The sequence below is a fragment of the Paractinoplanes atraurantiacus genome, from assembly GCF_900215205.1.
GTDB lineage: Bacteria > Actinomycetota > Actinomycetes > Mycobacteriales > Micromonosporaceae > Actinoplanes > Actinoplanes atraurantiacus.
In genome coordinates this window covers 1-20893 of record NZ_OBDY01000048.1, presented here as the reverse complement: position 1 = coordinate 20893, position 20893 = coordinate 1, and the positions used below count along the sequence as shown (strand labels likewise).

General features: G+C 69.8%; 19 protein-coding genes and 1 pseudogene. 11 read left to right on the top strand and 9 right to left on the bottom strand.

The window, feature by feature from the left end; all coding sequences use genetic code 11:
- Positions 1–88 precede the first annotated feature (88 nt).
- Positions 89–1372: a citrate synthase gene (locus tag CRP55_RS49240; RefSeq protein WP_097329026.1), complete on the top strand. Its 1284-nt coding sequence runs from the start codon at positions 89–91 to the stop codon at positions 1370–1372.
- A gap of 65 nt (positions 1373–1437) precedes the next feature.
- Complete coding sequence (gene htpG, locus CRP55_RS49235; RefSeq protein ID WP_097329025.1) at positions 1438–3267, top strand: molecular chaperone HtpG; 1830 nt, start codon at positions 1438–1440, stop codon at positions 3265–3267.
- Here htpG and CRP55_RS49230 read toward each other — a convergent pair.
- Positions 3264–3863, bottom strand: coding sequence for a TetR family transcriptional regulator (locus CRP55_RS49230; protein ID WP_097329024.1), 600 nt, complete (start codon positions 3861–3863; stop codon positions 3264–3266). The genes htpG and CRP55_RS49230 overlap by 4 nt on opposite strands.
- Positions 3860–5344: an MFS transporter gene (locus CRP55_RS49225; RefSeq protein ID WP_097329023.1), complete on the bottom strand. Its 1485-nt coding sequence runs from the start codon at positions 5342–5344 to the stop codon at positions 3860–3862. Before CRP55_RS49225 ends, CRP55_RS49230 begins: the two co-directional genes overlap by 4 nt.
- A gap of 143 nt (positions 5345–5487) precedes the next feature.
- Between CRP55_RS49225 and CRP55_RS53740 the strand changes: the two genes are divergently transcribed.
- Positions 5488–5643: a hypothetical protein gene (locus tag CRP55_RS53740; protein ID WP_179855690.1), complete on the top strand. Its 156-nt coding sequence runs from the start codon at positions 5488–5490 to the stop codon at positions 5641–5643.
- Positions 5643–5990 (top strand): EVE domain-containing protein, encoded by a 348-nt coding sequence (locus tag CRP55_RS49220; RefSeq protein ID WP_097329022.1) that lies wholly within the window; start codon positions 5643–5645, stop codon positions 5988–5990. Before CRP55_RS53740 ends, CRP55_RS49220 begins: the two co-directional genes overlap by 1 nt.
- Here the strand turns inward: CRP55_RS49220 and CRP55_RS49215 are convergent.
- A complete protein-coding gene (locus CRP55_RS49215; RefSeq protein ID WP_143235508.1) occupies positions 5987–7630 on the bottom strand; it encodes an FUSC family protein in 1644 nt (547 codons plus the stop codon). The two genes, CRP55_RS49220 and CRP55_RS49215, sit on opposite strands and share 4 nt — an antisense overlap.
- Positions 7631–7689: 59 nt before the next feature.
- Between CRP55_RS49215 and CRP55_RS49210 the strand changes: the two genes are divergently transcribed.
- A complete protein-coding gene (locus CRP55_RS49210; protein ID WP_097329020.1) occupies positions 7690–9135 on the top strand; it encodes a GntP family permease in 1446 nt (481 codons plus the stop codon).
- A 5-nt stretch (positions 9136–9140) separates the two neighbouring features.
- Here CRP55_RS49210 and CRP55_RS49205 read toward each other — a convergent pair whose 3' ends face one another.
- On the bottom strand, positions 9141–9572 hold the full coding sequence (locus CRP55_RS49205; RefSeq protein WP_097329019.1) for a hypothetical protein: 432 nt from the start codon (positions 9570–9572) through the stop codon (positions 9141–9143).
- A 108-nt stretch (positions 9573–9680) separates the two neighbouring features.
- Between CRP55_RS49205 and CRP55_RS49200 the strand changes: the two genes are divergently transcribed.
- Positions 9681–11471: a LamG-like jellyroll fold domain-containing protein gene (locus CRP55_RS49200; RefSeq protein WP_097329018.1), complete on the top strand. Its 1791-nt coding sequence runs from the start codon at positions 9681–9683 to the stop codon at positions 11469–11471.
- A gap of 167 nt (positions 11472–11638) precedes the next feature.
- The gene (locus CRP55_RS49195) at positions 11639–12340 is read left to right on the top strand and encodes a hypothetical protein (protein ID WP_097329017.1); all 702 of its coding nucleotides are present in this window, start codon (positions 11639–11641) and stop codon (positions 12338–12340) included.
- Between the two features lie 34 nt (positions 12341–12374).
- Here the strand turns inward: CRP55_RS49195 and CRP55_RS49190 are convergent, their stop codons facing one another.
- The 3 genes from CRP55_RS49190 to CRP55_RS52630 are packed head-to-tail and all read right to left on the bottom strand — an operon-like array spanning position 12375 to position 16224.
- Positions 12375–13685 carry a serine/threonine-protein kinase gene (locus CRP55_RS49190; protein WP_097329016.1) on the bottom strand — a complete coding sequence of 437 codons (1311 nt, stop codon included), beginning with the start codon at positions 13683–13685 and terminating at the stop codon, positions 12375–12377.
- Positions 13686–13714: 29 nt separating this feature from the next.
- Entirely contained in the window at positions 13715–15910 is a 2196-nt protein-coding gene (locus CRP55_RS49185) for a bifunctional polysaccharide deacetylase/glycosyltransferase family 2 protein (RefSeq protein WP_218855180.1), read from the bottom strand.
- Complete coding sequence (locus CRP55_RS52630; RefSeq protein WP_143235506.1) at positions 15907–16224, bottom strand: hypothetical protein; 318 nt, start codon at positions 16222–16224, stop codon at positions 15907–15909. The genes CRP55_RS49185 and CRP55_RS52630 overlap by 4 nt, the downstream gene beginning before the upstream one ends.
- A 436-nt stretch (positions 16225–16660) precedes the next feature.
- On the opposite strand from CRP55_RS52630, the pseudogene CRP55_RS56610 reads away from it, so the two are divergent.
- Positions 16661–16840, top strand: a pseudogene (locus tag CRP55_RS56610) (transposase); the annotation flags it as partial.
- A 79-nt stretch (positions 16841–16919) separates the two neighbouring features.
- On the opposite strand, the gene CRP55_RS53735 reads toward CRP55_RS56610, so the two are convergent.
- A complete protein-coding gene (locus tag CRP55_RS53735) occupies positions 16920–17462 on the bottom strand; it encodes a hypothetical protein (protein ID WP_179855689.1) in 543 nt (180 codons plus the stop codon).
- 251 nt (positions 17463–17713) lie between these two features.
- Positions 17714–19114 carry an MFS transporter gene (locus CRP55_RS49175; protein ID WP_097329015.1) on the bottom strand — a complete coding sequence of 467 codons (1401 nt, stop codon included), beginning with the start codon at positions 19112–19114 and terminating at the stop codon, positions 17714–17716.
- A gap of 66 nt (positions 19115–19180) precedes the next feature.
- Between CRP55_RS49175 and CRP55_RS49170 the strand changes: the two genes are divergently transcribed.
- The 3 genes from CRP55_RS49170 to CRP55_RS49160 all read left to right on the top strand — a co-directional run.
- On the top strand, positions 19181–19735 hold the full coding sequence (locus CRP55_RS49170; RefSeq protein WP_097329014.1) for a TetR/AcrR family transcriptional regulator: 555 nt from the start codon (positions 19181–19183) through the stop codon (positions 19733–19735).
- Between the two features lie 28 nt (positions 19736–19763).
- Complete coding sequence (locus CRP55_RS49165) at positions 19764–20330, top strand: hypothetical protein (RefSeq protein WP_143235504.1); 567 nt, start codon at positions 19764–19766, stop codon at positions 20328–20330.
- A 137-nt stretch (positions 20331–20467) separates the two neighbouring features.
- Positions 20468–20893 (top strand): winged helix-turn-helix domain-containing protein (locus CRP55_RS49160; protein ID WP_245923973.1); only part of this gene is annotated, 426 nt, incomplete at its 3' end.

Here is a 20893-nt window from a genome sequence, read left to right as displayed (position 1 = left end):
GGGAGCCGCCTGATGACCCATTCAGGTTGAGGGTTTACGGTAAACGACAAAATTCGTAGGACATCTGCCGGTGAAGCGAGGGAAATACATGACGGATGTCAAGCTCGACCATCCCGGCGGGCAACTGTCGATGTCGGTACGTGAGGCTGTCGAGGGCCCGGGTGGCATCGACGTCAGTGCTCTCCTCAAAGAGACCGGCTATGTGACCCTCGACCAGGGTTTCGTCAACACTGCCTCCACCACGTCGGCGATCACCTACATCGACGGTGACGCCGGCATCCTCCGCTACCGCGGCTTCCCGATCGAGCAGCTGGCGGAGAAATCCACTTTCCTCGAGGTCTCGTACCTCCTGATGCACGACGAGCTGCCGACGCCGCAGCAGCTCAAGGACTTCGGCGACAAGATCCGGGTGCACACGCTCCTGCAGGAGGAGATGCGCGCCTTCTTCTCCGGCTTCCCGCGCGACGCCCACCCGATGGCCGTGCTCTCCTCGGCCGTCACCGCGCTGTCCACCTTCTACCAGGACGCGCTCGACCCGCTCGACGCCGAGCAGGTCGAGATCTCGGGCATCCGCCTGATGGCGAAGCTTCCGACGATCGCCGCGTACGCGTACAAGAAGTCCATCGGCCACCCGCTGCCGTACCCGGACAACTCCCTCGACTACGTCGAGAACTTCCTCCGGATGACCTTCGGTCTGCCGACGGTCCAGTACGACGTCGACCCCAAGATCGCCAAGATCCTGGACATGCTGTTCATCCTGCACGCCGACCACGAGCAGAACTGCTCCACGTCGACCGTGCGGCTGGTCGGCTCGGCACAGGCCAACCTGTTCGCGTCGGTCTCGGCCGGCATCAACGCCCTCTCCGGCCCGCTGCACGGCGGCGCCAACGCGGCGGTGCTCGAGATGCTCGAGCAGATCCGCAAGGAGGGCGGCGACGTCAACTCGTTCGTCACCCGGGTGAAGAACAAGGAAAAGGGCGTCAAGCTCATGGGCTTCGGCCACCGGGTCTACAAGAACTACGACCCGCGTGCCGCCATCGTCAAGAAGGCCGCCCAGGAGATGCTCTCCACGCTCGACAAGCCCGACCCGCTGCTGGAGATCGCCTTCCAGCTCGAGGAGATCGCGCTGCGCGACGACTACTTCGTCTCGCGCAAGCTCTACCCGAACGTGGACTTCTACACCGGCCTCATCTACAAGGCCATGGGCTTCCCGACGAAGATGTTCACCGTGCTGTTCGCGCTGGGCCGCCTGCCCGGCTGGATCGCCCAGTGGACCGAGATGATGAACGACCCGGCCAACAAGATCGGCCGCCCGCGCCAGCTCTACACGGGCTCGCCCGAGCGCGAGTTCGTCGCGATCGACAAGCGCTGACGCGTACGCAACAACCTTCGACGCCCCGCCGGATCTCCGGCGGGGCGTTTTCGTAACATCAGGGCATGGAGACGTTGGAGTTTCAAGCCGAAGCTCGGCAGTTGTTGCAGCTGATGGTCCACTCGATCTATTCGAACAAGGACATCTTCCTGCGTGAGCTGATCTCGAACGCCTCGGACGCGCTGGACAAGCTGCGTCTGGCCACGCTGCAGGACGGTCTCGAGGCGGACGCCTCCGACCTGCACATCGAGATCGCCGCGGACAAGGAGGCGCGCACCCTGACCGTGCGCGACAACGGCATCGGCATGACCCGCGACGAGGTCGTCGACCTGATCGGCACGATCGCCAAGTCGGGCACGGCCGAGTTGCTGCGCAAGCTCAAGGAGGCCAAGGAGAGCCCCGAACTGATCGGCCAGTTCGGCGTCGGTTTCTATTCGACCTTCATGGTGGCCGACCAGGTCACCCTGGTGACCCGCAAGGCCGGCACCGAGGGGCACGGCACCCGTTGGGAGTCGGCCGGCGAGGGCACCTTCACCATCGACGACGCGCCCGACGCGCCGGTCGGCACCACGGTCACCGTGCACCTGCGCCCGAAGGACGAGGAGGACGCTCTCTACGACTACACCGACGAGTGGAAGATCAAGGAGATCGTCAAGAAGTACTCGGACTTCATCTCGTTCCCCATCAAGATGGGCGACGACACGCTCAACTCGATGAAGGCGCTGTGGGCGCGGCCGCGCTCCGAGGTGTCCGACGAGGAGTACCACGAGTTCTACCGGCACATCAGCCACGACTGGTCCGAGCCGCTCGAGATCATCAACATGAGGGCCGAGGGCACCTTCGAGTACGAGGCGCTGCTGTTCCTGCCCTCGCGCGCCCCGCACGACCTGTTCCAGCGCGACTCGGCCCGCGGCCTGCAGCTCTACGTCAAGCGCGTCTTCATCATGGACGACAGCCGTGAGCTGATCCCCGACTACCTGCGCTTCGTCAAGGGCGTGGTCGACGCGGCCGACCTGTCGCTGAACATCTCCCGGGAGATCCTCCAGCAGGACCGGCACATCCAGATGATCCGCCGCCGGCTGGTCAAGAAGGTGCTGTCGACCATCAAGGACCTGCTGAACAACAACCCGGAGAAGTACGCGACGTTCTGGCGCGAGTTCGGCCGGGCGGTCAAGGAAGGCCTGCTCAACGACCACGACAACCAGAAGGCGATTCTGGACGTGGCCACCTTCTCCTCCACCGCGGGCAGCGAGCCGACGACGCTGGCCGCGTATGTCGAGCGGATGAAGGAGGGCCAGGAGGAGATCTACTTCCTGACCGGCGAATCGCGCTCCCAGGTGGAGAACTCGCCGCACATGGAGGCGTTCCAGGCGCAGGGCTACGAGGTGCTCATCCTGACCGACCCGGTCGACGAGATCTGGGTCGAGGCGGTGCCCGACTACGACGGCAAGAAGCTGCAGTCGATCGCCCGCGGGTCGGTCGACCTTCCTTCGGAGAAGGACACGCCGGAGCCCGAGGGTGACTTCGCGCCGCTGCTCGGCTTCCTCAAGGAGCGCCTGGAAGAGCAGATCAAGGATGTACGCCTGTCGCACCGTCTCACCACCTCGGCCGCGTGCCTGGTGAGCGACGCCGACGACATCACCCCGACGCTGGAGAAGATGTACCGGGCGATGGGCCAGGAGGGGCCGCGGGTCAAGCGGATCCTCGAGCTGAACCCGAACCACCCGCTGGTCAGCGGTCTGCGGGCGGCTCACGAGCGAGACGCGTCGGACGAGGCGCTGCCCGAGACGGCCGAGCTGCTCTACGGCACGGCGCTGCTGGCCGAGGGCGGCGACCTGGACGACCCGGCCCGGTTCGCCAAGCTCCTGGCCGACCGTCTGGCCCGTACGGTCTAGAAGTCTTCCAGGCTGTTTTTCAACGCGGTCAGCGCCAGCTCGATCCGGTCGAAGTCGTGCGGCTCGAAGCCGGCTCCGGGAGGACTGATCGCCAGGACGATGCCGACGAGGGCGCCCGCCACCACGCGGGCGTTCTCGTCGGCCGGCCGGCCCTCGCGTTCGGCGATGACGTCGGCCAGCAGGCCGACCGCGGCCACGGTCTGTTGCTGCTGACGATTGCGCAGCTCGGGGACCGTTTCGATCAGGCGCATGCGGCGGCGTTCGCTTGCCCACTCCTGCTCGGAGAGCTTCTCGAAGACGCCGCGCATGCCCCGTAGGATCGCCCGCATCACTGGCACGTCGGGCGGCTGGGCCCGGATCGCCTCGACGACCATCGGGTCGTAGTCGTCGCTGAGGATCGTGTCCTCTTTTGTCGGGAAATATCGAAAGAAGGTGCTCGGCGACACCTCGGCCGCCTCGGCGATCTGCTCGACCGTGGTGGCCGCGTAGCCCTGCTCCTCGAACAGGCGCATCGCGGCCTCCCGGATCGCCGCCCGGGTCCTGGCTTTCTTCCGTTCGCGCAGGCCGAGCGGCACACCGGGTGGCGATGAGGTCATAGGGCCGATTCTGCCAAAGCCTTCTCGCTCACCTCGGCCGGTGGCACCGCGGTGCGGGACGGCATGACGACCAGCGCCAGCACCACGCCGGCCGCCGCGACCGCGCCGGCCACCAGCAGCGACATGTCCATGCCGTGGGTGAAGGCCCGCTGCGCCCGCGCGAGCAGGCCGGGGTCGCCGAGCCGGACGGCGGTGGCGATCCCGTCCCGCACCGAGGCGGGAACGCCACTGCGGTAGCCGGCGCTGACGACCGTGCCCAGCACGGCCACCCCGATCGCGCCGCCGACCTGGCGCATGGCCTGGAGCACGGCGTTGCCGACGCCGCTGCGCTCGGGGGAGAGGGCGCCGAGAGCGGCGTCCAGCGACGGCGGCATGGTCAGGCCGAGCCCGAGTCCGGCCAGGGTGATCCAGACGGCGATCGTGCCGTAGCCGGTGGACACCTCGGTCCGCGCGCCCAGCAACGACGCCGCCGAGATCAGGACGAGACCGACCGCGATCACCGTACGGGCGGACAGGCGCGACCGGAGCTTGTCGGCCGCCCGGGCGCCGATGATCAGGCCGCCGATCACCGGGAGCAGGCGCAGGCCGGAGCCGAACGCGTCGTGCCCGCCGACCGCCGCGAAGAACTGCGGCAGCGTGAACAGCAGCCCGAGCATCGCGAAGCTGGCGATCGTGGCCAGCAAACCGCCGCCGGTGAAGGCGCGGGACCGGAACAGCCCGAGGTCGACCAGGGGCTTCGAGGCGCGCCGCTGCCAGAGCGCGAAACTGGCCAGCAGCACGACGCCGGCGCCGATCGTCCCCAGCGAGCGCCCGTCGGACCAGCCGCGGTCGCCGACCGAGATGACGCCGTACGTCACCGCGACCAGCCCGGCCGCGGACAGCGCCAGGCCGAGCCCGTCGAGCCGGCCGCCCTCGCCGCGCGACTCCGGCATCCACAGGGCGAGCGCGACCACGCCGACGACCACCACGGGCACGTTGATCAGGAAGACCGAGCCCCACCAGAAGTTGTCGAGCAGCCAGCCGCCGAGCAGCGGGCCGAGGGGGATGCCGAGGGCACTGGCGGTCACCCAGATCGACATGGCCCGCGGGCGCGACTCCCGGTCGAAGAGCGTGGTCAGCACGGCGCCGGAGAGCGGCATGATGACGGCCGCGCCGAGGCCGAGCACGGCCCGGGCGGCGATCAGCTGCCCGGAGTTCTGCGCGTAGGCGCAGGCCACGGAGGCGGCGCCGAACAGCACGAGCGCGCCGATCAGCATGCGTTTGCGGCCGGCCCGGTCGCCGAGCAGGCCGGCCGGCAGCAGGGCCGCCGCCAGGACCAGCAGATAGGCCGTGGTGAACCACTGGAGGTCGCCGGTGGAGGCGGACAGATCACGGGCGAGGGTGGGCAGGGCGACGCTCAGCACGGTGGTGTCGAGACCGACGGCCAGGGTGCTCAGCGCCAGCGCGGCCAGCGCGTACCAGCGCGAAGTGGAAGTAACCATGTTTTGACAGTAGCTCTCACTTCATAGTGACTGTCAAGTTCTCGGCACGCCTTATCTGTTCGCCGCGCGGGTGAAGTTCCGGGAAGTTGGCCCGCCGGCATGCCACGATCATGTAAGCGACGTGCGGGAAGGGAGCCGGGCTCATGAAGAAGGCCCTGGGCTGGATCGTGCTCATCCTGGTGATCTTCTACATCGGGACGAATCCGGGCCCCGCCGCGGACATCGCCCAGGGCATCGGCGACGGCCTGGCCGAGGTCTTCCGCAACGTCGGCGTGTTCGTCCGCGAGCTGTTCACCTGATGGCCCACTGGCTCTTCCAGCACAACCCGGCCCGGGGCCACTGCGGCGACGGCGACTGGACGATCCGCCGCTACCGGGACCGGATCGCCGCCGGCGACGAGGTGGCCCTGTGGCACAGCGGCCCCGCCGGCGGTGTGGTCGCGATGGGCGCGATCGTCTCGGACCCGCACGAGATCCCGGGCGGAACCGCCGTAGGGCTCCGCTTCGACCGCTGGCACGGCATCTCCCGCGCGGAGCTGCGGTTCGACACCCGCTTCCGCGACGCCCTGATCCTGCGCATGCCCGCCGGAGGCAACCCGTTCCCGCTGGAACCCGGCCACTGGCGGGCCCTCGCCGAGCGCCTTTAAGCGGCTTTGTTCGGGTGGGTCAGGACGGCCAAGGAGTCGCGGGCCGACTTCTCGGCCTCCAGGACGCGGGCCGTGATCTCGGGCTGGAGACCCGGCTCGCCGGCGGCCACGTCGTACGCCTCCCGGAGCGTGGCGACCAGCAGCGCGAGCCGCCTCGCCTCGAGCATGGGATCCGCCGGATCGCGGCGCAGGGCGTCGGTGCCGATCTCGACCGCGGTGACGGCCTCGGCCAGGTAGCGGTTGGCCGCGCGGTTGCGGACCAGCAGCGCGGCGGCCAGGCCGAGCAGGCTGCCCAGGACGGTCTGCACCAGACGGTCGCCGATCAGGTCGAGGGGCGGGGTCTGGTGTCCGAGCTCGCCGACCAGCAGAGCCAGGGGGGTGATGGCGAGCATGGCCAGGCCGTAGTTGCGGATCACCAGCAACTCGGCGACGACCTGGAGCAGCACGATGCCGGCGACCATCATCCACGGCCCGCCGGGAATGGAGACGACCAGGCCGGCGAGGAGCAGGCCGACTATCGTGCCGCCGGCCCGCTGGATGGCCTTCTGCGTGGAGAGACGCAGCGAGGCGGTCTGCAGGACGGCGACCGCGGAGACGGCGGCCCAATACGGATGGCTCAGACCGGTGACGTGCACGAGCACGCCGGCGGCGGCGCCCGCGATGAGAGCGCCGAAGGCCACCCGGGCGGCCGCGGGCCACAGCGGGCGCCGGGGCGTGCCGGGACCCGGGGTGGGCAGGTCGCGCAGCAGGGAGGCGCCCAGGCGGCGTTCGGCGATCCGGGCGTTCTCGGCCGGGGTGGCCCGCAGACGCGGGATGGGGCCGCGCGGCCCGACCCGCGCGGCGAGCGCCCGCAGCTCGGCGGCCACCTCTGCGCTGCGCCCGTGCACCCCGCTGAGTTCGTTCTCCGCGTGCGCCACGAGGATCTCCTCGGCCCGCAACTCGTCGCCCGGGCCGGCGCTGGCGCCGGCGGCGGCCCAGCGACCGGCCGCGACGGCGCGCCAGGCTCGGTCGACGGCGAGGGCCGCCTGCTGCCGGGCCTGGAGGCCGGGTGGGCCGGCGGGGGCGGTGTGCAGGGCGGCGGCGGCCCGCAGGGCGCGGGCCACGGCCAGGCGGCGGGGCGCGTCGGGGGCGACCAGGGCCCCGGACATGACGATCAGCCAGGCCACGGCGGCCGCGGCGGCGGTCAGAGCCGCGTTGCGGGGCACCGACGAGGCCGTCGCGGGCAGGGCACTGGCCACGGCGGCGGCGAAAGCGAACATCAGTCCGGCCGGCGGGCCGACCCGGTAGCGATTGCACAGCAGGGTCGCCGCCCCGCCGATCAGGGCGATCACCGCCACCCCGACGATCTCGGGATGCGGGGCCAGGGCGGCCAGCGTTCCCATCACCACGGAGGCGACCAGCCCGGCCGCGCTGAACGCGACGATCACGGCTCGCCGCCGGTAGGGTTCGTCCCGACCGTACAGCGCGGTGAAAGCCCCGAAGGTCGCCACCCCGGCCCACGCCGTGTGACCGGAAGCGATCAGCACCACCAGGGGCACCGCGACGGCCAGCCCGGCCCGGAACGCGAAGGCCCACGCCGCGTCGGCCGGGCGGACCCGGACGGCGGCGCGCAGGTCATGGGGAACAGTGGCCGGACTCACCGGGTCCGACATTACCCAGCCAAGATTGAAAATCACTCGCCTTGGGTAACCGCCCGAAAATGACACCCCTCGCCGCTGAGGCCATCACGGACGCCGGAACCAGTCAGCTGGTTCTCGCCGCCGTGCTCGGGATCATCGCCGTCGTCCTGCTCATCGCCTGGGCGAAGTTCCATCCGTTCCTCGCGCTGATCATCGGTTCGGCCGTTCTCGGCATCGTCGCCGGGGCGTCGGCCGGTGACACCATCAAGTCGTTCACCACCGGGCTCGGTAACACCACCGGCAGCGTCGGTGTGCTGATCGCGCTCGGCGCGATGATCGGCGCGCTGCTGGCCGAGTCCGGCGGCGCCGACGGCATCGTGAACCGGATCGTCAACAGCGTCTCCGGCTCGGCCCTGCCGTGGGCCATGGCCGGGGTCGCGGCGCTGATCGGCCTGCCCCTGTTCTTCGAGGTCGGCGTCGTGCTGCTGGTCCCGATCGTGCTGCTCGTGGCCCGCCGTACGGACATCGGTCTTCTCCGCATCGGCATCCCGGCGCTGGCCGGCCTCTCGGTGCTGCACGGCCTGGTGCCGCCGCACCCGGGCCCGCTGGTCGCCATCGCCAACCTGAACGCCGACCTGGGCCTGACGCTGCTGTTCGGCATCATCTGCGCGATCCCCACCGTGATCGTCGCCGGCCCGATCTTCGGCAACTTCATCGCCAAGCGGGTGCCGTTGCAGGTGCCGGCGCTGGTGGGAGCGGCCCCGGCCGCGGGCGGAACCGGCGGCACCACGACCGCCACGACCACCGGCGACGACCTGGGCGACGTCGTGGAGGAGAAGGGCGGGCCCCGGCCGACCCGCAACCCGGGCTTCTGGCCCGCCGTGCTCACCGTCCTGGTGCCGATCGTGCTCATGCTGGCCCGGGCCATCGCCGAGCTGACCCTGGACGAGGGCAACGGCGTGCGGTCGGCCCTGGAGACCATCGGCGAGCCGATCGTGGCGCTTCTGGTCGGCGTCCTGATCGCCATGTACTCGCTGGGCAAGCGGGCCGGCTTCAACCGGCAGCAGACCTCGGCCGTCGTCGGCGGCGCCCTGCCGCCGGTCGCCGGCATCCTGCTCATCGTGGCCGCCGGTGGCGGCTTCAAGCAGGTGCTGGTCGACGCCGGCGTCGGCAACGTGGTGGCCGACGCCGCTCAGGACGCCAACATCAACGCGCTGCTGCTGGGCTGGCTGGTCGCGGTCGGCATCCGGGTGGCGACGGGCTCGGCCACGGTCGCGACGATCACCGCCGCCGGCATCGTGGCCCCGCTGGCCACGACGCTCGACAAGCCCGAGGTGGCGCTGCTGGCGCTGGCCATCGGCAGCGGCTCGCTCTTCTTCTCGCACGTCAACGACGCCGGCTTCTGGCTGGTCAAGGAATATTTCGGGATGACCGTGGGCCAGACCATCAAGACCTGGTCGGTGATGGAGACGATCATCTCGGTGGTCGGCTTCGCCTGCGTGATGATCCTCAGCATCTTCGTTTGACGAGGCTAGGCGCCGCACTTCCCGTCGAGCTTCTGGCCGACGGTCTGAAAATCGCCATTGACGTACGCCGCCGGGTCGCTCAGCTGCGCCCCGGCGGCCAGGTCACCCGAGATGTCCCGCAGCGCGCTCTTGAGGCCGGGCTCCGTCGTCCGCGCGACCTCGGCGTCGACCTCCGCCGCCATGTCGGTGAAGACCTGCTTGATCTTCGCCTTGGCCTCGTCGCTGGACTTGCCGATCCACGGCGCCACCTCGAGCGCGCCGTCGGTCAGGGTCTTGTAGACGGCCGTGCACACGTATTTGGGCACGCCGGCCGACTCCGACGGCGTCGGGTTGATGCTGACCGGCGCCCGCACGGCATCGGGGGCGATCTCGACCTCGCATCCGGCGGCCAGGGCCGCCGTCACGACAAGAGCGGCGGTCAGCAGGCTTCGACGCACGGCATTCTCCCTTTTCGATTCCGTACGCAGGAAGCATAGTGGCCGCCGTCACGGGCGCCACCCGGCCGGCGCCGCAACCTCGTACGGAAAGCGTAGTTAACGACCAATGTGCGCAACATCCGAAAAAGTGCCGTCCTGGCGATCGCCGGCGTCGTAGTCGCGGCCGGCGCCGCCCTCGCCGGTGTCGTCACCTCCGAGCCCTCCGCCGCCCCCTCGTTCAACGGCCCGGTCTACGCGGTCGTCTACCGCGGTGACACCGTCTACGTGGGAGGCAACTTCACCACCGCCATCGTCGGCGGCCGCAACGTCGCGCGCACCCGGCTCGCGGCCTTCAACGCCCGCACCGGCGCCCTGCTCGACTGGCGGCCCAGCGCCGACGCCAACGTCCGCGCGCTGGCCGTGGCCGGCGACGTGGTCTACGCGGCCGGCGACTTCGACACGGTGAACGGCGAGGCCCGCGACGCGGTGGCCGGCATCGGCGCCACCAGCGGCATGCTCACCACGATGCGCCACTCGGTCACCGGCCAGCCGAACGCCCTGGCCACCGGCAACGGCCGCCTCTACCTGGCCGGCCGGCTCTCCGCGGTGGACGGTGTGCCCCGCGCCAACCTGGCCGCCTTCACGCTCGGCACCGGGGCGCTCGACGCGTGGGCGCCCGCGGCCGACGACACCGTCAACGCGCTCGCCGTCACCAGCGACCGCGTCTACGTGGGTGGCCGGTTCCACCGGACCAACAACGTGAGCTCGACGATCCGGCTCTCCGCGGTCGACCCGGCGACCGGCGTGACCGACGCTTCCTTCGTACCCAAGCCGGTCTCTCAGGTCTTCGCTCTCGCCGCCGACGCGAACGGGGTCTACGCCGCACTGGGCGGCCAGGGCGGCCGGGCCGTCGCCTACACCAAGGCCGGCGCGACCCGCTGGACCCGCGTCTTCGACGGTGACGCCCAGGCCATCGCGGTGCTCGACGGCATCACCTACGTCGGCGGCCATTTCGACAAAGCCTGCACGACCGGCAACAACGGCGTCCGCGGCGTGTGCACCGACGGCTCGGTGACCCGGGGCAAGCTGGCCGCGGTGGATGCGCAGGGCAACCTGCTCGAGTGGGCGCCGCAGGCCAACGGCGTGGCCGGCACCCGGCAGATCGCCACCAGCCAGGCGCTCGGCTCGATCAGCGCGGTCGGCGACTTCACCACCGTCAACGCGGCCCCGCGCAAGCGCTACGCCGCCTTCACCGGCGCGCCGCCGCGCGAGGAGGGCGGCCCGGCGACCGGGCCCGTGGCCTCGTACAACTTCGACACGACGATCGCCGACGGCACCTTCGACGACGGCTCCGGGCACGGTCACCTGCTGCGGGCCGTGATGCGCGACGGCGGCAAGGTCGCCCTGACCCCGCACGCCTGGGGCCAGGCCCTCTCGTTCCCGCCCGGCTGCGCGGACGAGACCTGCCCCAAGCTGGTCCTCCAGGCCGCCGACACGCCCGATCTCAACCCTTCGGACAAGCCTTTCCGGTACGGGGCGACGGTGCGGCCGGGCACGACGAAGACCGCCCAGAACGTGGTGCAGAAGGGCATCGCCGGCGCCGGCGGGCAGTACAAGCTCCAGCTGGACGGCGCGACCGGCAAGCCCAGCTGCGTGCTGACCGGCAAGGACGGCGGCGCCTCGTACACCGCCCGCAGCCGGCAGTCGATCATGGACGACGACTGGCACACGATCGAGTGCCGCCGCACCGGCCCCACGCTCGCCGTCGTCGTCGACGACCAGGTGCAGGCCACCTCGGCCGTGCCCGAGGGACTCTCCATCGTGACCACGCAGCCGTTCAGTGTCGGCGGCAAGGGCGTAGGTCGGAATAACGACCAGTTCCATGGTTCCCTCGACGACGTCTGGATCCACATCGGCTGAAAGGGCACCATGGTGGTGACACGGGGGTCACTCGAAGGGGTCGGCCGGTTGCCGGAATTTGTGGGGTCGAGCACAGTCGACAATGCGCCCTATTCGGAATGATGACCTTCCGTGCCGGGTACTGCTACTCTGCCCGCCGTCATCCACGCAGCGTGAGGAGCTGACGCATGGCCGACTGGATTCTGGTCCCGTGCCTGGTCAAGCTGCGGTCCGAGTTCAACACCATCGCGCCCAACCGCGACAAGGAAAGCGACGGCTCGATCGGTGACAGCGCGCACCAGGCGTCGCAGTCGGACCACAACGACGACGAGGTCGGCAACGTGCCGATCCACGACGCCGACAAGATCCACGAAGTGCATGCGATCGACGTCGACGTCGACCTGCGCGAGCCGGGCCTGACCATGGAGACCGTGGTGCAGTTCCTGCTGAAACGGTGCCGCTCCGGCGCCGAGAAGAGGCTGCGCTACATCATCTTCAACCGCCGCATCTGGCAGCAGAGCAACGGCTGGAAGCAGCAGACCTACAGCGGCTCCAACCCGCACGACCACCACGCGCATTTCTCGTCGTCTTACACGACATCCCTCGAGGCCTCGACGGCCTCCTGGCATCTGGAGGACATTCCCGTGGCTCTCACTTCCTCTGACAAGTCCTGGATCTCGGGCGAGATCAACAAGGTGGAAGAGCGTGTCTGGGGCTTCCGCATGCGCAACCCGTACACAAACGTCAACCAGGCGGCGAGCGACTTCCAGCGGTACGCACCGAGCAAGCAGCCACTCAACGACCTGTCCCGGCAGATCGCCGAGCTGAGCGAGCAGGTAGCCCAGCTGCAGAAGCAGGTGGCGGCACTGACCATGGTCCAGGTGGACTGAGAAGAGAAAAAGGGGCCCGCTCGGGCCCCTTTTCTCATGGTCCGGCGTCGGCCGGGGTGCTGGCGTTCTCCTCGGGGCCCTCGGTGGTCTCCGGTGGGGTGGTGGTCTCCTCCGGGGCCGATGTCTCCGGCTCCGAGGGTTCCGACTCGTCCGAGCTGGGCGATGTCGTGGTGGTCACCGGTGCCGACGGCTTGGTGGTTGCGGGCACCGGCTGCTGCGAACGCGAGGTGGTCGGGTTCGAGGTCGGCCTCGGCTTGCTGGTCGTGGTCTTGACCGGCGCGTTGCCCGTGCCGGCGGAGGCCGGCGAAGTGGCGGACGGCTGTGTGCCCGACGGGGTCTCCTTGTCGTCGTCCGGCCAGGTCAGCGCCAGCGCCACGCCGGCCGCCGCCAGGACCAGGACGGCGACCGCGGCCGCGATCCACGGCGTACGGCTGCGGGACCTTGATGGGTCTTGTTGTGCCGGAAGCGCGGCCGTGGTCGCCGCCGGGGGAGTGGCGATCGCGGCCAGGACCGTCGTCGTGTCGACGCCGGCGAGAATCTGATCGGCGGCGCCGGCCATCGCGGCCGCCGACGCGAACCGGTCCTGCGGCCGCTTGGCCATCGCCCGCATGACCAGCGCCTGCACGGCCGGGGGCACGTCGCCCGGCAACGGCGGTGGCGGCTCGCTGAGATGCTGCATCGCGATGGCGACCGGGTTGTCGCCCAGGAAGGGCGGCTGACCGGCCAGGCAGTGATAGGCGACGACGCCCAGCGCGTAGACGTCGACGGCCGGGGTGATCGGCTCCTTCGACACCTGCTCGGGCGCGATGTACATGGCCGTGCCCACGACCTCGCCGGCCGCCGTCATCGTCGCCGTGTCGGCCTGGCGGGCCACGCCGAAGTCGACCAGCACGACCGTGCCGTCCGGCTTGATGATCAGGTTGCCCGGCTTGACGTCGCGGTGCACGATGCCGGCCCGGTGCGCGGCCTCGAGCGCCTTGCCGGCCTGCGACACCACCGACAGAGTCTCGTCCACGCTGAGCCGCCCGCGCGCGGCGATCCGCTGGTTGAGCGGCTCCCCGTCGACCCGCGCCATCACGATGAACGCGTCGGTGCCGCCCTCGGTCTCGCCGAAGTCGTACACGTCGGCCACGCCCGGATGGTGCAGGGCGGCCATGGCCCGCGCCTCGTTGCGGAAACGCGTCTGGAAGTTGGGGTCGCTGGCGCGGTCCGCGTGCAGCGTCTTGACGGCGACGTCCCGGCCGAGCACCGTGTCAGTGCCCCGCCAGACCTCGCCCATGCCACCGGCGGCGATCCTCTCGTCGAGACGATAACGACCGCCGTACATCTCTCCCGCGGAAGGCATAGCTCTCCTCTACCCGACCGGCGATCACGTTATACGCCGCGGGCCGGGCTCGGGGCCGAGCTGAGATCGCCCGTACGGTGGATCGTCTGCCAGCGCAGCCTCCGGCCGGTCACCGCGGCGAGCGCTGACACCAGGAGAACGAGATACATGAGCTGGCGATACACGATCTGCTGCAGCGGCAGTGTCCAGAGCGGGCGCAGAGGCTCACGGTCGAGCCGGAACGCCAGGATGGCGGTCAGCACCTGCACCACCAGCATCGCGAGCCACCCGATGATGGTGATCTTGCGGTCGAGGAAGAGCAGCCCGTACAGCGCCATCAGGTCGATCAGCGGGGCGAGCAGCGGCAGCAGCACGCTGAACAGGGTGATGAACGGCAGGCCGCGCCGGCCGAACCGTCCCGACGGGCCGGACTCGACGACCGCGTGGCGGTGCTTCCACATCGCCTGCATGGTGCCGTAACTCCAGCGGTAGCGCTGCTTCCAGAGCTGCTTCATGCTGGCCGGGGCCTCGGTGTAGGCCCGCGCCGACTCCTCGTAGACGACGCGCCAGCCGGCCCGGTGGATCGCCATGGTCAGGTCGGTGTCCTCGGCCAGCGTGTCGGTGCTCAGGCCGCCGGCCTCGGTCAGGGCCCGGCGGCGGAACGCGCCCAGCGCGCCGGGGATGGTCGGGATGCAGCCGAAGGTGTCGTAGAGGCGGCGGTCCAGGTTGAACCCGATCACGTACTCGATGTGCTGCCACTTGCCGATCAGGCTGCCCCGGTTGGCGACCTTCACGTTGCCGGCCACCGCGCCGACCATCGGGTCGCCGAACGGCTGGACGAGCCGGTGCACCGCCTCCGGCTCCACGACGGTGTCCGCGTCCACCATCACGACGAGCTCGCTGCGCGACAGGGCCACACCGGCGTTCAGCGCGTTCGCCTTACCTCCATTCGGGATTCTGACAATCCTCACATTCCGCAGGCCCAGCTCCTCGACGGCCGCGACTGTCCCGTCGGTCGACCCGTCGTCGACGACCAGGACCTCGAGGTTCGGATGTCGTGACGCCGCGAGAGACCGCACGGCGGGCGCGATCGTCTTCTCCTCGTTGTAGGCGGGCACGACGATCGTCACCGGCGCCGACACGGGCAGGCCCCACGACCAGTCCGGGCTGCGCCGATGCCGCGAATGCCGCCAGGCGAAAAGAAAAAGGATCAGTGTGCGTACGACGATGAGCCCGCCCGCCACGATCAGCAGCACCCAGAGGATGTCGAGCACGAAGTCGGCGAAGTGCACCGTCCACACCAGCGCCCGTCCCCGCCACACGGCCTCGTCGGTGGCGGCCGGATTGACCTCGTCGCCCAGGGCGGCGCTGACCGTGCTGAACCGGAAGCCCTTGCGCTGCATCTCCGGGATGAGCCGGTCGAGCGCGGCCACCGTCTGCGACCGGTCCCCGCCGGCGTCGTGCATGAGCAGGATCTGGCCACCGGTGCCCTTCGGCGTGCCGTTGCGCACGATGGCGTCGACGCCGGGCCGCTTCCAGTCCTCACTGTCCATGGTGTCGAGCACGGTCAGATAGCCCTGAGCACCGACGTCCTGCACGGTCTGCCAGTCCTCGTCGGAGATGGCGTCAGCGAACGAGGAGTAGGGCGGCCGCATCAAGGAGGAGGAGCGCCCGGTCGCGTAGGCGATGGCCAGCTGCGTCTGCGAATTCTCCATCTCCCGCCGCCAGTTCGGCAGCCGGGCCAGGTCGGGGTGGGTGAAGCTGTGCCCGGCGATCTCATGCCCCTCGGCGGTGATCCGCTCGGCGACATCAGGATGGCGCGCGACCTGGGAACCGACGACGAAGAAGGTGGCCGGGGCATGATGCCGGCTCAGCACGTCGAGGATCTTGGGAGTCCACAGCGGATCGGGCCCGTCGTCGAAGGTCAGCGCGATCGTCTTGGCGGGCATGCCGTAGGTGCGGACCTCACCCTCGGCGTTCACGTCGATGACGGGGCCGCCCTCGCTGATCGAGTCGGGGACGTCGTCGGAGGAGGTGGTGCTCTGGGTGGTGCCGTCGGGGCTGAAACCGGCGTCGGTGTAGACCGACACCAGGATGACGGTGGCGAGAAGAAGAAGCACGACGAGGCCGAGGCCGCCCGAGAAGAAGCGCCGCCGCCGGATCCGGCGCTTGCGCTGAATCGGAGGAAGCCGGCCGGTGGACTCGGCGGGGTCGTGCGGAGGGGGCGTGGCCCGGTAGACGGTCACCGCGCGGCTGCCGCGCTGCTGGGGCCGGGCGTCCGGCCGGGCGGCGGAGCGGAACCGCCGAGCTGGCTCAGCCAGACGACGATCAGAGCAAGGACCAGGAGAAGCCCGATGCCGTACGCGGTACGCCGTATCCACCGGCGGCGGCCACCGGTGGGGTCGACGAAGACGGGTGGCGGCTCCTGGGAGCCGATCGGAATGTAATGGGTGGGCGCGTTCTCGGGCGTGCGCGCCTTGCCCACGGCCTTGCCGACCCGGGCCTGCCCTCGAGGCGGCCGTTGCACTGGCGCCCGCCCGATGTTGGGTTCGTCTCCCACGTCTCCGACGCTAAGAGACGCGTCAATTCGCCGCACCTTGTAATCGAGGCCCGCAATCGTCCCTTTTGTCCAGGGAGTTCGTGGTCCTGGCCAGGCAGCTGTGCAGGTGGGGAGGGGGTGCTAGATCATCCAGGTTTCTCGATGGAGATCGTTTCGGTGTGAACGGTTTTTCGATCGCTGTCACCCACCCGACTTACTTTGGGGCTTTCTTGCGGTGGGACGGCGGGGAGCCGGGGGTGCCCACTCGTGCTGGCTGGGGAGCGCTTCATGCCTCGAGTGGTCACCCCCGGCTCCCCGGCTGCGGTCGACGGGGGTCTGCGGGGCCGAGAACGGCGAACTCAGCTGGGCGTCTCGACCCGGCGGGTGGAAACTTGGCCGAGCAGTTCGCCATCAAGTCGCTGTCGAAGTCGCAGCTCTCGCCCGATACACCTGGGTCCTCGGCATGATCGCCGAACACTTTCCCGACGCCCGCGACGACCTGCTCGCGTTCACCGCGTTCCCCACCGAACTGGGGAAACAGGTCCGCTCGAACGGCACACAGGAACGCCTCGGCAAAGAAATCCGGCGCCGCGCCGGCGTCGTCGGGATCTTCCCGAACCGCGCCGCGATCATCCGCGAAGCCCGCCTCACGCCCCTGACCGCCAGCCAAGACACCGCGCCCTTTTTGCGGTGCTGGCTGGGTGCTATGGCGGGCCTTATGCCTTGGCGTTGCGGGTCCACGCCTCGATGGTGGGTGGGCGGGGGTGGTCCTCGGTCCAGCGGAGGGACTGGCGCACTGTCAGGGTGTCCGAATGGAACCAACGGTCGCACGGTCCGGATGCCTCGGGTATCGGGCGCAGGGTGGCGCGTCGCTCGAGTGGGCTGCCGTTGGTGCGGCCGGCGGCCCACGGTTCCAAGGCGTTGCCGGGTAAGGGATGCCAGTCGGCCATCTCGTCCAGGAGGGCGTGAGACTCGATCATGTGGTTGATTGATGGGCTGACCTCCAGGAACGGGCCGCCGAAGGTCACTCCGAACCGGCCGTCGGTGTGTACCAGATGGCGCACGGGGGAGGACACGTGTTGGCCGGCCCAGCCGAACGACCAACCGTTTGGCTCGTGGCGGATCCAGTCGTCGAGGAGGAAATCCCAGCGGCGGACTGTTTCGAGCAAGTCGGCATTCGAGCGTACGCGGTGTCGTATCGAGTAGGTCAAACCGCCGAAGCGCTGGGCGAAACCCTCCCTGCGGACGATCAGCTCCATCGGAGCGATGACCGGGCGGCCCGACCGGTGCGGCACCTGGAGGTAGTCGGTGGGCAGCCGATCGGCGTCCCTCTGGTGCCGTTCGCCGCTTCGTCTCAGGAAAGCCCGCGCTCTCGGTGATAGGCCGTCCAGGTCGTCGAGCACGTGCACATGGACTTCCCGCAAGACGTCGCAGATCTCGCCTCGAAGAGTAGCGGTACATCGGGCGAGCCGGGCCGCGGTGGCGGTCCGGCTCGCGAAAGGGGTGCGGATCAGGGCTTGCGCTGGGGGAGGAAGAGGGCGATCACGGCGCCGGCGGCGACGATCAGGGCGCCTACGATCACGGCGGGCTTGATGCCGTCTACGAAGGACTGGTGGGTGGCGTAGCTTCCGTAAGAGCTGAAGATCGAGGCCAAGGCGGCCACGCCGATGGCTACGCCCAGTTCTCGGATGGTGTTGTTGACGCCTGAGGCGACGCCTCGCTGGTCCTCGGTGACGCTGGCCATGGCCACCGTGCTGACCGGGGCGAAGGTCAGGCCCATACCGATGCCGGCCAGGGCGAAGGCGGCCACCAGCGACGAGTAGGTGACGTCGGTGCCGATGGACAGACCCATCCAGCCGATGCCCGCGGCCAGGAAGGTCTGCCCGGCCAGGATCAGGTTTCGCTGGCCGATGCGGTCGCCGAAGATGCCGGCCAGAGGGGCCACGATCATCGGGGCGGCGGTCCAGGGGAGGGTGCGCAGGCCGGCGTCCAAGGGGCTCAGGCCCTGCACCACCTGGAAGAACTGGGCCAGCAGGAAGACCGAGCCGAAGGCGCCGGCCGAGAAGGCCAGGGTCACCAGGTTGACCAGGCCGAAGCCGCGGGAGCGGAACAGCGACAGCGGCATCATGGGTGACGGGTTGCGGGTCTGCCAGAACAGGAACGCGGCGATCAGCGCGCCGCCGGTGATGAGCATGCCCAGGACGCGGGCGGAGGTCCAGCCGTGGTCGGGTCCGTCGACCACACCCCAGATGACCAGCAGCATGCCGGCGGCGGAGAGGACCAGGCCCAGCGGGTCGAGGCGGCGGGCGCCGCCCCGGGACTCGCTCAGGACGGTGCGGGCCAGGACCACGGCGACCACCCCCACGGGGACGTTCAGCCAGAAGATCCAGTGCCAGTCGAGGCCCTCGACGACCGCGCCGCCGACGACCGGGCCGACGGCCACGCCCAGGCCGCTGATGCCGCCCCAGATGCCGATGGCGGCGGTACGCATCTTGTCGGGCACCGCCGCCGACAGCAGGGTCAGCGCGAGTGGGGCGACGGCGGCCCCGCCCAGGCCCTGGATGGCGCGGGCGGCGGTCAGCTGCCACGGCGACGAGGCCAGGCCGGCGGCGGCCGAGGCCAGGGTGAAGACGACCAGGCCGGCCACGAACATGCGGCGGCGGCCGATGCGGTCGCCGAGGGCGGCCGCGGTGAGCAAGAAGGCGGCGAACGGCAGCGTGTACGCGTTCACGAACCATTGCAGGTCGGTCAGTGAGGCGCCCAGGTCGGCCCGGATCACCGGCAGCGCCGTGCTCACGACCAGGTTGTCCAGGGCGACCATGAAGGTCGGGATGCCGACGGCGGCGAGCACCGCGGCCAGCGGTTTCGCGGCGCGCCGCGGCGCGGCCGGTGCTTCCAGTACGGCGGTCATGACTGTCGTCCCCCAAGTTGTTATCGACTGATAACCAACGTAGTTATCGACTGATAATCTGTCAACATGTCTCGCATCCGTCTCACCGCCGAGGAGCGCCAGGAGCAGCTCGTCGCGGCCGCCGTCACCGCGTTCAGCAGCGGCGGCTACGCCGGCACCACCACCGATCAGGTGGCCCGCCTGGCCGGCGTCTCCCAGCCGTACGTGATCCGCCTGTTCCGCACGAAGCAGGAGCTCTTCCTGGCCGCCATGCAGCACACGGTCGACCTCATCGACGCCACCTTCCGCGCCGCCGCCGACCGCGACCCCAGCCTGCCCAGCCTCGGCCACGCCTACTTCGAGCTCTTGGGCCGCCGCGAGCTGATGGCCATGCTCCTGCACGGCTTCGCCGCCAGCGACGACCCGGCCATCGGCGACCACGTGCGCACCGGCTTCGGCCGCCTCTACGACACCATCCGCGCCCTGACCGGCTGCACCCCCGAAGAGGCGAGGGCCTTCTTCGGCGAGGGCATGCTCCTGACCTGCCTCGCCTCCATGCGCGTGATCGGCCCCGCCGCCGTCCCCCTGCAACCGTGGTCAGCCGAGCTGGCCGGCACCTACCCCGACGAAAAGTTCGACTAGCACCACCCCCGAAGTCCAGAATGGACCCGTGAGCGTGACGCGGGGCGGCAAAGATGCGCGGGACCTTCGTACAAAATTGGTCTTCTGGACCCTCTTGGCCGCCGCCGCGCTCGGCTGGATGTGGCTGAACGCGCTAGGCGTCCGAGAGTTCGGCGAGGAAGCCCTGGCCCGCTCGGGCCTCATCGGTACCAAAGGCACGGTGACCATCACAGCCTGCGCCACCGAGGTCCTGGACACCGAGATCAACACCAGGATCACCGACTGCGCCGGCCCTTTCACCCCCGACGGCGAAACCACCGCGTCCCCCGACCAGGTAAGGGTCGCGTTCGTCCGCGACGAGATGACCAAAGGCACCCGCGTGGACGTCCGCCTGGTGGACGACGTCGCCTACGAGTCTTCGTGGTGGCGCCTGACCGCAGGCACAGCAGGCGCCCTCTTCTTCGGCCTCCTGGGCGGCCTACCGCTGATCCCGCTGACAGTCCTCGCCTACCAGCGCATAGCCGGCCCAACCGCCACCATGCGCCACGGCCTGGCAGTGGGCTTACTGGCCTCAGCAGCAATAGCCGGCGAGTGGACGATAGCCGCCCTGCTCTGAAGACAACCCCGGTGCTAGACACCTTTCGGGGTGAGGGTCTGTGTCTGATCCACTGAGGCTTGTGGGTGATCGTCAGGTTGGCTGGTGTCGGGTCTGCTGATCACCTGCGATACGGCGACGGTGGCGGCGTTGACCAGGTGGAACGAGAGCGGCGGGAACGAGTGTGGCAGCGGGTGGCGGTGTTGTTCGCTGAGGGTAGGTCGGCGGTCGAGGTTGCTGGGCTGTTGGAGGTGTCGGCGAAGTCGGCGTATCGATGGCGGCGGGCGTGGGTCGCTGGTGGCGCCGAGGCGTTGGCGTCGCGTGGTCCGGCCGGGCCGGACCCGAAGCTGTCCGACGAGCAGTTGGCCCGGCTCAAGGCTCGGCTCGAGCTGGGACCGGCTGCCGCCGGCTACGGCGAGGACCAGCGCTGGACGTGGGCGCGGGTCGTGGCGTTGATCGCGGCGATGTTCCATATCCAGGTCGGGGTCACGACCGCGTGGCAGGCGATGCGCCGGCTCGGTTACACCGCCCAGTTGCCCATTCCCCGCGCGATCGAGCGGGACGAAGCCGCGATCGCGCATTGG